This is a genomic window from Symbiopectobacterium purcellii, assembly GCF_019797845.1.
Lineage (GTDB): Bacteria > Pseudomonadota > Gammaproteobacteria > Enterobacterales > Enterobacteriaceae > Symbiopectobacterium > Symbiopectobacterium purcellii.
Genome location: NZ_CP081864.1, coordinates 4108213 through 4121711, shown reverse-complemented (window position 1 = coordinate 4121711; position 13499 = coordinate 4108213). Strand labels below are relative to the sequence as shown.

Below are 13499 nucleotides of genomic sequence, written 5' to 3'. Positions count from 1 at the left end.
GGGCTGGCGCACCATTATGCCGGGTGCGAAATGATGTTAGGGATGGTGTCATCTTCCCGCAGCGTCATAATTTCGCAACCGTTTTCGGTTACCACAATAGTATGCTCGTATTGCGCCGACAAGCTGCGATCTTTGGTTTTTACCGTCCAACCGTCTTTCATGGTGCGGATACGGAAATCGCCCGCGTTAAGCATCGGCTCAATGGTGAATGCCATGCCCGCTTGCAGCACTACGCCGCCGTCATCGGCATCGTAATGCAGCACCTGGGGTTCCTCATGGAAACCGCGACCAATGCCGTGGCCGCAATATTCACGCACGACGGAGAAATCATTGCTTTCAGCGAATACCTGGATGGCTTTACCCAAGGCACGCAGTCGGATGCCCGGCTTGACCATTTTCAGCGCCAGATAGAGGCTTTCCTGTGTGATACGGCACAGGCGTTCTCCCAGAATGGTGGGTGTACCGGCGATAAACATCTTGGAGGTATCACCGTGGAAGCCGTCCTTGATGACCGTGACGTCGATATTGACGATATCACCGTCTTTCAGCAGACGCTCATCGCTGGGAATGCCGTGGCACACCACTTCGTTGATAGAGATACACACCGATTTTGGGAAGCCGTGATAACCAAGGCTGGCAGAAATGGCCTGCTGCTTGTTGGTAATATGGTCGTGGCAGATGCGATCGAGCTCGCCAGTGCTGACACCGGGAACCACATACGGTTCGATGATTTCCAGCACTTCCGCCGCCAGGCGGCCAGCAACGCGCATTTTCTCGATGTCTTCAGGGGTTTTTATTGATATAGCCATGCAAAATTGTCCGCAGGTGTCGAAGCAGTCGACGAATTTAAGGTTACTCACTAACCACTTATGTTATCAGCCCTGACGGATGGTGCCAAATCCCCATTTGGATCCAATGGCGGTGCATCAGGAGAAAATCGGGTAAAGGGCGCAACAAAAGTTGGTGTCGTTGGCGACTTTATGGTATAAAGCGCGCCGGTGATCTGACTGGGTCTGACTAACAGGTTCAGCGGAATTCACTAAACTCATATGTGTAAATAACACACACATGTCGACACGTTCACCGGGGTGCTCGAAGGTCAATGTCTTATGACATGGCTGAAGGGTCGGTGCAATGGGACATGTGGAGGCTTAACCCCATACTCAATTTATAGAGGTAATCATGGCAACTGTTTCCATGCGCGATATGCTCAAGGCTGGCGTACACTTCGGTCACCAGACCCGTTACTGGAACCCGAAAATGAAACCTTTCATTTTTGGTGCACGTAACAAAGTTCACATCATCAACCTTGAAAAAACCGTTCCGATGTTCAACGATGCGCTGGCCGAGCTGAGCAAAATCTCTTCTCGTAAAGGCAAAATCCTGTTCGTTGGTACCAAACGCGCTGCAAGCGAAGCGGTAAAAGACGCTGCAAACAACTGCGACCAGTTCTTCGTGAACCATCGCTGGTTGGGCGGTATGCTGACTAACTGGAAAACCGTTCGTCAGTCCATCAAGCGTTTGAAAGATCTGGAAACCCAATCTCAAGACGGTACCTTCGACAAGCTGACCAAAAAAGAAGCTCTGATGCGTACTCGTGAACTGGACAAGCTGGAAAACAGCCTGGGCGGTATCAAAGATATGGGCGGCCTGCCAGATGCTCTGTTTGTGGTTGACGCTGACCATGAACACATCGCCATCAAAGAAGCAAACAACCTGGGTATCCCGGTATTTGCTGTGGTTGATACCAACTCCGATCCGGATGGCGTTCACTTCATCATCCCTGGCAACGACGACGCCATCCGTGCAGTAACCCTGTACCTGAGCGCTGTTGCTACCGCTGTTCGTGAAGGCCGTTCTCAAGATCTGGCTGTTCAAGCGGAAGAAGGCTTGGTAGAAGCTGAATAATAAGACTGGCTCCGTCGAGCCCTTATTAACCAGGTATTGAATATGTTGGTTAGGGGGCCTTAATGGCCCCCTTTTACTTATCTCCCACGAGATAACCCGAGGAAAAGATAATGGCTGAAATTACCGCTGCCCTGGTAAAAGAACTGCGCGAGCGTACTGGCGATGGCATGATGGAATGCAAGAAAGCGCTGGTAGAAGCTAACGGTGATATCGAACTTGCTATCGATAACATGCGTAAGTCTGGCCAGGCTAAAGCTGCGAAAAAAGCAGGCCGTGTTGCTGCTGAAGGTGTGATTCTGACCAAGATCGCGGCTGACGGCAAATATGGCGTTATCGTCGAACTGAACTGCGAAACTGACTTCGTTGCTAAAGATGCTGGCTTCAAAGCCTTCGGCGAAGAAGTTGCAACCGCTGCATTGAACGAACGCATCACTGACGTTGACGTTCTGAAGGCGAAATTCGAAGAACAGCGTACTACGCTGGTCGCGAAAATTGGTGAGAACATCAATATTCGTCGTATCGCTATTCAGGAAGGTGACGTGCTGGGTGCTTACCTGCACGGCGCACGCATTGGCGTATTGGTTGCCGCTACCGGCGCTGACGAAGAACTGGTTAAGCACGTTGCAATGCACATCGCTGCCAGCAAACCTGAGTATGTGAAAGCTGAAGACGTTCCGGCAGATGTGGTTGCGCGTGAGCACCAGATCCAGTTGGACATTGCCATGCAATCTGGCAAACCGCGTGAAATCGCAGAAAAAATGGTCGAAGGCCGTATGCGTAAATTCACCGGCGAAATCTCTCTGACCGGTCAACACTTCGTGATGGATCCCAACAAAACTGTTGGCGATCTGCTGAAAGAGCACAAAGCTGACGTCATCAGCTTCATCCGTTTCGAAGTGGGTGAAGGCATTGAGAAAGCGGAAGTTGACTTCGCTGCCGAAGTCGCCGCGATGAGCAAGCAGTCTTAAGATGCAAAAAAGGAGCCGCCAGTTGGTGGTTCCTTTTTATACCCGTCATACTTCATGTACCGCGGCGTTAGTGAGGTTCTCTCGGCGCATTTGCGAGTACACTGACGCACACTGTCCACGTGGGCTACCCACGGGAAAGTGACATGAAGTTGGGTATATCCAGCCAAAATTTTCAACACGTTTTACTGCCACTGCGCATTTATGCGTCGGTTTAATGACGCGCGCGGTATGAAGCACTAAGGCGTGACAGTAATCACATTCCCATTATGATGATAGCCCGTTAGGACAATAACACCATGGCAACCAACGCAAAACCCGTATATCAACGTATCCTGCTTAAGCTGAGTGGCGAAGCATTACAAGGAGCCGAAGGTTTTGGTATCGATGCGAGCATTCTGGATCGCATGGCTCAGGAAATTAAAGAACTGGTTGAGCTGGGCATTCAGGTCGGCGTCGTTATCGGTGGTGGCAACCTGTTCCGCGGTGCCGGTCTGGCACAGGCCGGTATGAATCGCGTGGTGGGCGATCACATGGGGATGTTGGCCACCGTCATGAACGGCCTGGCAATGCGCGATGCGCTGCACCGTGCCTATGTCAACGCGCGCTTGATGTCAGCCATTCCGCTCAACGGCGTGTGCGACAATTACAGCTGGGCCGAAGCTATCAGCCTGCTGCGCAACAACCGCGTGGTGATTTTCTCCGCCGGTACCGGTAATCCCTTCTTCACTACCGATTCTGCCGCTTGCCTGCGTGGTATCGAGATTGAAGCTGACGTAGTGCTAAAAGCCACCAAAGTGGATGGCGTTTTTTCTGCGGATCCGGTGAAAGATCCCACCGCGACGCTTCATGAAACGCTAACCTATCAGGATGTTCTCGAACGGGAACTGAAAGTGATGGATTTGGCCGCCTTTACGCTGGCACGCGATCATAATTTACCGATCCGCGTTTTCAACATGAACAAACCCGGTGCATTGCGCCGCGTGGTCATGGGTGAAAAAGAAGGCACCTTGATCACGAAGTAATAACGGGTGTAGTGAAAAATAAGGTACTATCCTGATCGTGGTGGTACTGCTTTATTTTCGTAATACCAATAGATAACGCGCTGCGTCGGCACGCCGGCGCAAGCATCAATGATTTACCGGGTTTGCTGTATGCATCCCTGTCTGCTTTTGTCATGCGCGTTTTTTTCATGATAAAGCGCAGGGAAATAACCTGTCTGGCAACCAGTATTCAAGGGTCCGCAACGTGATTAATGACATCAGAAAAGATGCTGATACACGCATGGAAAAATGTGTAGAAGCGTTCAAGCACCAAATTAGCAGAGTTCGTACTGGCCGCGCTTCACCGAGCCTGCTGGACGGCATCCAGGTAGAATATTACGGTTCTGCCACGCCGCTGCGCCAGGTGGCTAACATTGTGGTTGAAGACACTCGCACGCTGGCGATTACCGTGTTTGACCGCACCTTGGGCCCAGCCGTTGAGAAAGCGATCATGGCCTCCGATCTGGGGTTAAACCCGTCCTCTGCGGGCGCGGTAATCCGCGTTCCCCTGCCTCCGTTGACGGAAGAACGCCGCAAAGACCTGACCAAAGTGGTGCGTGGTGAAGCGGAACAAGGGCGTATCTCCGTGCGTAACGTGCGCCGTGATGCGAACGACAAGCTGAAAGCGTTGTTGAAAGATAAAGCGATCAGTGAAGATGAAGAACGCCGCGCGCAGGATGAGGTGCAAAAACTGACTGATGCCTACATCAAGAAAGTTGATGTCGCGCTGGCAGAAAAAGAAAATGAGCTGATGGAGTTTTAATCGGCTTCCAATCTATACCCTAAATAATTCGCGTTGCAGGACAAAACGTTAACGTTTTGAACAGCGTTTGCGCTGGCCCGTAGAGTGAATCTCAGGGATGAGATTCATCAATCCCGATGCGCTTACTCAGGTAAGTGATTCGAGTGAGCGAGCGCAGCCAACGCATCTGCAACGTGAAGTATGACGGGTATAAAAGCGCCAGCCAGCATACTACTGGCGGCGCTTTATTTTTTTAGAGCAATTTCATGAAGCAACTGACGATCCTCGGTTCAACCGGTTCGATTGGCGTTAGTACGCTGGCGGTAGTGAAAGCCAATCCGGATAAATTCGCCGTTACTGCCCTGGCCGCTGGGCGAAACGTTGATGTGATGCTGGCGCAATGCCTGCAATTCCAACCTGCCTATGCCTCCCTGTCCGATCCCCTGGCTGCAACACAGTTGCGTGAACGGCTGATGGCCGCAGGCTGCCGTACCGAAGTGCTGGCCGGTGAGCAGGCAGCGTGTGAGTTGGCTGCGCTTGATGGCGTCGATCAGGTGATGGCGGCCATCGTGGGGGCTGCCGGATTATTGCCAACCCTCGCGGCTATCAAAGCCGGTAAGCAAGTACTGTTGGCGAATAAAGAATCTTTGGTTACCTGTGGCCGACTGTTTATGAACGCTGTTGCACAATACGGTGCGCAACTGTTGCCGATAGACAGTGAACATAACGCCATTTTTCAGAGTTTGCCTGAGCACATTCAACGTCAATTGGGTTACGCTTCACTAACGGAACATGGGGTTGAGCGTATTGTCCTGACCGGTTCAGGTGGCCCATTTCGAGAAACACCGCTGGCCGCATTGGCGGCGATGACGCCCGATCAAGCCTGTGCGCATCCCAACTGGTCCATGGGCCGCAAGATTTCCGTGGACTCGGCCACCATGATGAACAAGGGGCTGGAGTACATCGAGGCGCGTTGGTTGTTTAATGCCTCAGCGGCGCAGATGGAAGTGATCATCCACCCGCAGTCCGTTATTCACTCCATGGTGCGCTATCGGGATGGCAGCGTTTTGGCACAACTTGGCACTCCGGATATGCGCACGCCGATCGCCTATGCGATGGCCTATCCGCAGCGCGTGGTGTCGAACGTGGCTCCGCTGGATTTTATGCGTCTTGGCCCACTCACGTTCAGCGAGCCGGACATGACGCGTTATCCCTGCTTGCAGTTGGCGATCGCTGCGTGCAATCAGGGCCAGGCGGCAACAACCGCGCTGAATGGGGCCAATGAAATTGCCGTTGACGCCTTTTTGCACGGTGAGATTCGCTTCACCGATATTGCGTCAGTGAATCAGCGTGTGATGGAGCAGCTTTCCTGCGCCGAGCCAGAGTCCGTTGACGATGTCCTGTCCATTGACCGTTGGGCTCGCGAGAAAGGCCGGCAGGCATTACGCGGTTTCCACTGACAACGTGCGCTGACCAACGCGATCCTCACGGCACAATTTTTTCATTCGGGATCAAGGTGATATAGTCTGCGCCATTCGCGTCGAAGTCAGTGCGAAAACGCTGGCGAAGGACGTACAGCCGTGCTCGTTCACGGCTTTTTTGTGCTAACGGGTCTGATGTTAGGGATGGATTGTTTTCTTACTTGAGGAAATTAAGTTCGCGTTATGCCGTCGGATAATCAACAAACACCCATTACGCCACCCGAAAGCGTGCCAAGGCATGTTGCAATCATCATGGATGGTAATGGCCGTTGGGCGAAAAACCGTGGAAAACTGCGCGTTTTTGGCCATCAGGCTGGTGTGAAAGCGGTGCGGCGTGCTGTGAGCTTTGCGGTAAGCCATCGGCTGGATGCCTTGACCTTATATGCCTTTAGTAGCGAAAACTGGAACCGTCCGGCGCAAGAAGTGAAAGCGCTGATGGAACTGTTTGTTCGCGCGCTGGACAGTGAAGTCAAAAGCCTGCATAAACATGGCGTTAGATTGCGTATCATCGGTGATATCAGCCGTTTCAGCCCGCGTTTACAAGAGCGCATTCGCCGCTCTGAAGCACTGACAAAAAATAATCCAGGGTTAATACTGAATATTGCCGCGAATTATGGCGGACGTTGGGATATTATTCAGGGCGTCAGGCAATTGGCTGAGCAGGTGCAGGAAGGCACGCTCCGCCCGGACGCGATCGACGAAGATACCTTATCCCACGCCCTGTGTTTGAGCGATCACACACCGGTCGATTTGGTTATCAGGACGGGGGGAGAACACCGCATCAGTAATTTTTTGCTGTGGCAGATTGCTTATGCTGAGCTTTACTTTACCGATGTCCTTTGGCCTGATTTCGATGAACACGATTTTGAAGGTGCGATGAATGCATTTGCGCAACGCGAACGGCGCTTCGGTGGAACTGCACCTTCCGATGCTGACGCATCATAGGGGGACGGTGTGCTGAAGTATCGATTGATAACTGCCTTGATTTTAATTCCGTTGGTGATTGCGGCTCTGTTTCTGCTACCACCGAAGGGATTTGCACTGGTAACGCTTGGCGTTTGCATGCTGGCCGCCTGGGAGTGGGGGCAATTTGCCGGGTTAGGTTCTTCTGCCCAGCGTTTGTCGCTTGCCTTTCTGTGCGGCGCCCTGCTGGCGTTGATGACGCTTTCCTTGCCCAACTATCATTATTCGGTTCATCTGCTGCCTATTCGCGTTTCGCTGTGGGTATCACTGGTGTGGTGGTGTGCCGCCTTGCTGTTGGTGCTCTCTTATCCCGGTTCTGCGGGATTTTGGCGCGGCTCCAAAGCGTTGCGCCTGCTGTTTGGCGTGTTGACTATCGTGCCTTTCTTCTGGGGTATGGTGGCGTTACGCCAGCACCATTATGATAGCGATCCCTTCTTCGGTGCCTGGTGGCTGCTCTACGTGATGCTGCTGGTATGGGGCGCAGACAGCGGTGCATACATGTTTGGCAAACTGTTTGGCAAGCATAAGCTGGCACCCAAAGTGTCTCCGGGTAAAACCTGGGAGGGCTTTGTCGGTGGGTTAGCCACGTCCGCGATTATCTCCCTGCTGTTTAGTGTTTATGCGCCGTTGGGCGTTGCGCCGTTTACGCTGCTCATCTGTTCGGTGATCGCGGCGCTGGCATCGGTACTGGGCGATTTGACTGAAAGCATGTTTAAACGGGAAGCTGGCATTAAAGACAGTAGCCACCTGATTCCCGGTCATGGCGGCGTGCTTGACCGCATCGATAGCCTGACGGCGGCGATCCCGGTATTTGCCTGCCTGATGTTTTTAGTGTTTAAAACGGTTTAGGATGACCTGACTGATGATGAATGTCCTTTGGAGTTTGGCTGCATTTGTTGTTGCACTGGGCGTATTGATTACGGTGCATGAATTTGGCCACTTCTGGGTTGCTCGTCGCTGTGGGGTTAAGGTTGAGCGTTTTTCTGTCGGATTTGGCAAGGCGTTATGGCGTTGGCGCGATCGGCGGGGGACTGAGTTTGTCATTGCCTTAATCCCATTGGGTGGCTATGTCAAAATGCTCGATGAGCGTGTGGATACCGTCTCGCCGGAACACCATCATCTCTCTTTCAACCGTAAGACCGTGTGGCAACGTGCTGCCATCGTGAGTGCGGGTCCGATTGCCAATTTCTTGTTTGCGATTGCCGCCTACTGGCTGGTGTTTATTATTGGCGTGCCGGGTGTACGGCCCGTGGTTGGCGAAATAGTGCCCAACTCGATTGCTGCTATGGCGCAAATGTCGCCGGGGATGGAACTTAAAGCGGTAGATGGTATCGAAACGCCTGACTGGGACACGGCGCGTTTAACGCTGATCGGCAAGATTGGCGATAACGAGGTAACGCTTGATGTCGCTCCGCTCGGTTCTTCGTCTGTGGTGCGTAAAACGCTGGATTTGCGTGACTGGCAGTTCAATCCTGAAAGGCAGGATCCCGCGTCCTCATTGGGCATGGTGCCCCGCATGCCACAAATCGATGCGGTGCTGACGCAGGTACAGGATGGATCGGCAGCGCAAAAAGCCGGTTTGCAAGTCGGGGATAGGATCGTTAAAGTCGATGGTCAACCGCTGACGCGCTGGTCGCTGTTTGCCAGTACGGTGCGTGACAAGCCGGATGCAGATATTGCGCTGGACATTGAACGAAACGGTGAGACTCGCTCTCTAATCTTGACGCCGGACAGCAAAACGACCGGTGGCAGGGTAGAAGGGTTTGCTGGGGTGGTGCCAAAAGTCATCCCGCTGCCCGAAGAGTACCGGACGGTGCGGCAATACGGGCCGTTCAGTGCGATTTATCAAGCTGCGGATAAAACCTGGCAACTGATGCGGTTAACCGTCAGTATGCTGGGAAAACTGATAACTGGCGATGTTAAGCTCAACAACCTGAGTGGGCCAATCTCGATTGCTCAGGGGGCCGGGATGTCGGCCGACTATGGGCTGATTTACTACCTGATGTTTTTGGCATTGATCAGTGTAAATCTGGGCATTATCAATTTGTTCCCGCTACCGGTTTTGGATGGTGGACACCTGCTCTTTCTGCTGGTTGAAAAACTGAAAGGCAGGCCGGTTTCTGAGCGTGTGCAGGACTTTTGTTATCGCATCGGCACGGTGGTGTTGATGCTGTTAATGGGGCTCGCACTTTTTAATGATTTCTCTCGCCTTTAGGCGGGGGAGTAGGTTAGGAAAAACGCATAACAACGATGGCGATGAAAAAGTTGCTCATAGCGTCGCTGCTGTTCAGCAGCGCCACCGTATACGGTGCAGACGGATTCGTAGTGAAGGATATTCATTTCGAGGGCTTGCAGCGTGTTGCTGTCGGTGCGGCACTGCTCAGCATGCCTGTCCGTGTGGGTGATACCGTCAGTGATGACGATATCGGGAATACCATCCGTGCTCTGTTCGCGACCGGAAACTTCGAGGATGTCCGGGTACTGCGCGACGGTGAAACCTTGATTGTGCAGGTCAAAGAACGGCCCACCATCGCCAGCATCACCTTCTCCGGCAATAAAGCGGTGAAGGATGAGATGCTGAAAGAAAACATGGAAGCATCCAATGTGCGCGTCGGCGAAGCGTTAGACCGCACCACCCTCTCTTCTATTGAGAAGGGGCTGGAGGATTTCTACTACAGCGTCGGTAAATACAGCGCCTCCGTAAAAGCGGTGGTGACGCCGTTGCCGCGTAACCGCGTTGACCTCAAGCTGGTATTTACCGAAGGGGTTTCCGCGCAAATCCAGCAGATCAATATCGTTGGCAACAAAGCTTTTACCTCTGATGAATTGATTGCCCAATTCCAACTGCGCGATGACGTGCCGTGGTGGAACGTCATGGGCGATCGTAAATATCAGAAACAGAAACTCTCCGGTGACCTGGAAACGTTGCGCAGCTTTTATCTCGATCGCGGCTACGCTCGTTTCACGATTGACTCCACGCAGGTGAGCCTGACGCCCGACAAAAAGGGTATCTATATCACCATCAATATCACGGAAGGCGATCAGTACAAGCTGTCCGGGGTAACGGTGCGCGGTAATCTGGCGGGCCACTCTGCCGAGATTGAAGGGCTGACGAAAGTGAACCCTGGCGAGCTGTATAACGGCGCCAAGGTGACACGCATGGAAGAGGATATCAAAAAGCTGCTGGGCCGTTATGGATATGCTTATCCGCGCGTGGTGACACAGCCTGAAATCAGTGACGGGGATAAAACCGTCAAGCTCAATCTTAACGTCGATGCTGGCAACCGCTTCTCGGTGCGCCGTGTGCGCTTCGAGGGTAACGATACCTCCAAAGATTCTGTGCTGCGCCGCGAAATGCGCCAGATGGAAGGGGCGTGGTTGGGCAATGATCTGGTTGAGCAGGGCAAAGAGCGTCTTAACCGTCTCGGCTACTTTGAAAGCGTTGATGTCAAAACCCAGCGCGTGCCGGGCACTCCCGATCAGGTAGACGTCACCTACAAGGTGAAAGAGCGTAATACCGGTACGTTGAACTTCGGCGTCGGCTTCGGTACGGAAAGTGGCGTCAGCTTCCAGGCAGGGGTGCAGCAAGACAACTGGCTGGGTACCGGTAACTCAGTGGGCATCAGCGGGACCAAAAACAGCTACCAGACCTATGTCGAGCTGTCGATGACCAACCCCTACTTTACGGTAGACGGCGTCAGCCTTGGCGGTCGTATTTTCTATAACGACTTCAAAGCCTACGATGCTGAGCTTTCTGACTATACTAACCGTAGTTATGGTGTAGGTACGACGTTAGGTTTCCCGATCAACGAGAACAACTCATTGCGTCTGGGTCTGGACTACGTACACAACGATGTGTCGGATATGTCACCGCAGGTGGCGATGTGGCGCTATCTTAATTCGGTGGGTATCAATCCTGAAGTGGTGGTGGGGTCAAACAATCACTCCAGCGCCAATTTTAGCGCGAATGATTTCTTCCTGAACGCAGGCTGGGTCTACAATAGTCTGGACCGTGGCTTCTTCCCGACGGAAGGGAGCCGTGCCAGCTTCAACGCCAAGGTGACGGTGCCGGGTTCCGACAACGAATACTACAAGCTGACCTTTGATTCAGCGACCTACTTGCCGTTGAGTGAAAACCACCACTGGGTGTTGATGGGCCGTGCGCGTGCTGGTTATGCGGACGGTATTGGCAGCAAAGATGTGCCGTTTTATGACAACTTCTATGCCGGTGGGTCCAGTACGGTACGTGGCTTCCAGTCGAATACCATTGGTCCTAAAGCGGCATATTATAATTGTGCTGATAAAACTAAGCCTTATTCCCAGTGTGCCATTATAAACTCTGACGATGCGGTGGGCGGTAATGCCATGGCAGTCGCCAGTGCGGAACTGATTCTGCCGACGCCGTTTGCCAGCGATAAGTATGCCAGCTCGCTGCGCACCTCGCTGTTTGTGGATGCCGGTACGGTTTGGGATACCAACTGGAAAAACACGAAGAACACCGTGGATGCGGGTGTGCCAGACTACAGCGAACCGGGCAATATTCGTGTGTCCACCGGCCTTGCCGTGCAGTGGATGTCACCGCTTGGGCCATTGGTGTTCTCCTATGCCCAGCCGGTCAAGAAAATTGACGGAGACAAGTCGGAACAGTTCCAGTTTAACATTGGTAAAACGTGGTAGTGTAACGACAAACACGTCGTCTCTAAGTGAAGTATAGGGCTCTGGTAACGCGCCGTGTGCGCCGACCCAGAGCTTTGTGCACGTTAATGTGTGATAAAAAGATCAGGTTGAGGAGTAATAACGTGAAAAAGTGGTTGTGTGCCGCAGGTCTCGGTTTAGCTCTGGCAGCGTCTGCCAGCGTTCAAGCGGCCGACAAAATTGCCGTTGTCAACGTTGCCAGCATTTTCCAGCAGTTGCCACAGCGTGAAGCCGTTGCCAAGCAGTTGGAAAACGAGTTTAAAGGCCGTGCTTCTGAGTTGCAGAAAATGGAAGGCGACCTGCAAACCAAAATGCAAAAATTGCAGCGTGATGGTTCTACCATGAAAGCCAGCGATCGCAGCAAATCTGAAAACGATCTGATGGCGCAGCGTGAGCAGTTCTCCAACAAGGCACAGGCGTTTGAACAAGACAATCGCCGTCGTCAGATGGAAGAACGTAACAAGATCCTGAGCCGTATTCAGGATGCCATCAAAAGCGTTGCCAGCAAAGATGGCTACGATATCGTGATTGATGCCAATGCCGTTGCCTATGTTGGTAATGCGAAAGACATCACGGCTGATGTGCTGAAACAGGTTAAATAACTCATGGTTTCAATTCGACTGGACGCCTTGGCAGCACAGTTGGATGCGCAATTACACGGTGATGGCGATATCGTCATCACCGGTGTTGCTTCTATGCATTCGGCACGCTCTGGACAAATCACCTTTCTTTCAGACAGCCGCTATCGTGAGCAACTGACTGCAACACAGGCATCCGCCGTGGTGGTGACAGAAGCTGACTTGCCTTACTGCAAGGCAGCCGCGTTGGTGGTGAAAAACCCGTATCTGACGTATGCGCGCATGGCGCAATTGATGGATACCACGCCGCAACCTGCGCAGGATATCGCACCCAGTGCGGTGATTGCCGATGATGTCGTGCTGGGGCGCAATGTCGCCATTGGCGCAAATGCGGTTATCGAGTCAGGCGTAACGTTAGGCGATGGTGTGGTGATTGGTGCCGGTTGTTTTGTCGGGAAACATACCAAGATTGGTGCGGGTTCTCGTCTGTGGGCCAATGTGACGATCTATCATCGGGTTGAGTTAGGGGCGCAGTGCCTGATTCAATCTGGTGCAGTGATTGGTTCCGATGGTTTTGGCTATGCCAACGATCGTGGCAATTGGGTCAAGATCCCGCAGTTAGGAACGGTACGCATCGGCGATCGCGTTGAGATTGGTGCTAACACCACCATTGACCGTGGTGCACTGGACGACACCCTTATTGGTGACGGCGTTATCATTGATAACCAATGTCAGATTGCACACAACGTCGTGATTGGCGACAATACAGCAGTCGCAGGTGGCGTTATCATGGCTGGCAGCCTGAAAATTGGCCGTTACTGCATGATAGGCGGAGCCAGTGTGATTAATGGCCATATGGAAATTTGCGATAAGGTCACGGTTACCGGCATGGGGATGGTCATGAGACCTATCACCGAACCCGGCGTATACTCATCGGGAATTCCGTTACAGCCAAACAAAACGTGGCGTAAAACCGCAGCGCTGGTGATGAGTATTGATGATATGAGCAAACGGCTAAAAGCCGTTGAGCGCAAAGTCAACCAGGATTGATTCCCGCGCCGGCCTAGTCAGGCAGTGGCAGGCGGTTTAATGGATACTGGTTTATACGCGTTGGTTGTTGTGGA

At 52.7% G+C, this 13499-nt stretch carries 12 protein-coding genes; 11 read left to right on the top strand and 1 reads right to left on the bottom strand.

Going from position 1 to position 13499, the window contains the following annotated elements; genetic code table 11:
- Positions 1 to 14: 14 nt before the first annotated feature.
- On the bottom strand, positions 15 to 809 hold the full coding sequence (gene map, locus K6K13_RS19095) for a type I methionyl aminopeptidase (protein WP_222158395.1): 795 nt from the start codon (positions 807 to 809) through the stop codon (positions 15 to 17).
- A 373-nt stretch (positions 810 to 1182) separates the two neighbouring features.
- Here map and rpsB point away from each other — a divergent pair, with 373 nt between their 5' ends.
- The 11 genes from rpsB to lpxD all read left to right on the top strand — a co-directional run bounded on the left by rpsB (position 1183) and on the right by lpxD (position 13425).
- Positions 1183 to 1908, top strand: a complete 726-nt coding sequence (rpsB, locus tag K6K13_RS19090) for a 30S ribosomal protein S2 (RefSeq protein WP_222158394.1) — start codon at positions 1183 to 1185, stop codon at positions 1906 to 1908.
- Positions 1909 to 2018: 110 nt separating this feature from the next.
- Positions 2019 to 2876, top strand: a complete 858-nt coding sequence (gene tsf / locus K6K13_RS19085; protein WP_222158393.1) for a translation elongation factor Ts — start codon at positions 2019 to 2021, stop codon at positions 2874 to 2876.
- A gap of 296 nt (positions 2877 to 3172) precedes the next feature.
- Positions 3173 to 3898 carry a UMP kinase gene (pyrH, locus tag K6K13_RS19080; protein ID WP_196905961.1) on the top strand — a complete coding sequence of 242 codons (726 nt, stop codon included), beginning with the start codon at positions 3173 to 3175 and terminating at the stop codon, positions 3896 to 3898.
- A gap of 223 nt (positions 3899 to 4121) precedes the next feature.
- Positions 4122 to 4679, top strand: coding sequence for a ribosome recycling factor (frr, locus tag K6K13_RS19075; RefSeq protein WP_195315622.1), 558 nt, complete (start codon positions 4122 to 4124; stop codon positions 4677 to 4679).
- A 245-nt stretch (positions 4680 to 4924) separates the two neighbouring features.
- Complete coding sequence (gene ispC, locus K6K13_RS19070; RefSeq protein ID WP_222158392.1) at positions 4925 to 6118, top strand: 1-deoxy-D-xylulose-5-phosphate reductoisomerase; 1194 nt, start codon at positions 4925 to 4927, stop codon at positions 6116 to 6118.
- Positions 6119 to 6322: 204 nt separating this feature from the next.
- Positions 6323 to 7084 (top strand): (2E,6E)-farnesyl-diphosphate-specific ditrans,polycis-undecaprenyl-diphosphate synthase, encoded by a 762-nt coding sequence (ispU, locus tag K6K13_RS19065; protein WP_222158391.1) that lies wholly within the window; start codon positions 6323 to 6325, stop codon positions 7082 to 7084.
- Positions 7085 to 7093: 9 nt separating this feature from the next.
- A complete protein-coding gene (gene cdsA / locus K6K13_RS19060) occupies positions 7094 to 7951 on the top strand; it encodes a phosphatidate cytidylyltransferase (protein ID WP_222158390.1) in 858 nt (285 codons plus the stop codon).
- Positions 7952 to 7964: 13 nt separating this feature from the next.
- The gene (gene rseP / locus K6K13_RS19055) at positions 7965 to 9317 is read left to right on the top strand and encodes a sigma E protease regulator RseP (RefSeq protein WP_222158389.1); all 1353 of its coding nucleotides are present in this window, start codon (positions 7965 to 7967) and stop codon (positions 9315 to 9317) included.
- A gap of 35 nt (positions 9318 to 9352) precedes the next feature.
- On the top strand, positions 9353 to 11779 hold the full coding sequence (gene bamA / locus K6K13_RS19050) for an outer membrane protein assembly factor BamA (protein ID WP_222158388.1): 2427 nt from the start codon (positions 9353 to 9355) through the stop codon (positions 11777 to 11779).
- A gap of 122 nt (positions 11780 to 11901) precedes the next feature.
- Entirely contained in the window at positions 11902 to 12399 is a 498-nt protein-coding gene (gene skp, locus K6K13_RS19045; protein WP_222158387.1) for a molecular chaperone Skp, read from the top strand.
- A 3-nt stretch (positions 12400 to 12402) separates the two neighbouring features.
- Positions 12403 to 13425, top strand: a complete 1023-nt coding sequence (gene lpxD, locus K6K13_RS19040; RefSeq protein WP_222158386.1) for a UDP-3-O-(3-hydroxymyristoyl)glucosamine N-acyltransferase — start codon at positions 12403 to 12405, stop codon at positions 13423 to 13425.
- Positions 13426 to 13499 lie beyond the last annotated feature (74 nt).

Coding starts and splice junctions, on each gene's coding strand:
- rpsB (WP_222158394.1), top strand. CDS start 1,183: ATGGCAACTGTTTCCATGCGCGATATGCTCAAGGCTGGCGTACACTTC.
- rseP (WP_222158389.1), top strand. CDS start 7,965: ATGATGAATGTCCTTTGGAGTTTGGCTGCATTTGTTGTTGCACTGGGC.
- lpxD (WP_222158386.1), top strand. CDS start 12,403: ATGGTTTCAATTCGACTGGACGCCTTGGCAGCACAGTTGGATGCGCAA.
- map (WP_222158395.1), bottom strand. CDS start 809: ATGGCTATATCAATAAAAACCCCTGAAGACATCGAGAAAATGCGCGTT.
- bamA (WP_222158388.1), top strand. CDS start 9,353: ATGGCGATGAAAAAGTTGCTCATAGCGTCGCTGCTGTTCAGCAGCGCC.
- tsf (WP_222158393.1), top strand. CDS start 2,019: ATGGCTGAAATTACCGCTGCCCTGGTAAAAGAACTGCGCGAGCGTACT.
- ispC (WP_222158392.1), top strand. CDS start 4,925: ATGAAGCAACTGACGATCCTCGGTTCAACCGGTTCGATTGGCGTTAGT.
- ispU (WP_222158391.1), top strand. CDS start 6,323: ATGCCGTCGGATAATCAACAAACACCCATTACGCCACCCGAAAGCGTG.
- pyrH (WP_196905961.1), top strand. CDS start 3,173: ATGGCAACCAACGCAAAACCCGTATATCAACGTATCCTGCTTAAGCTG.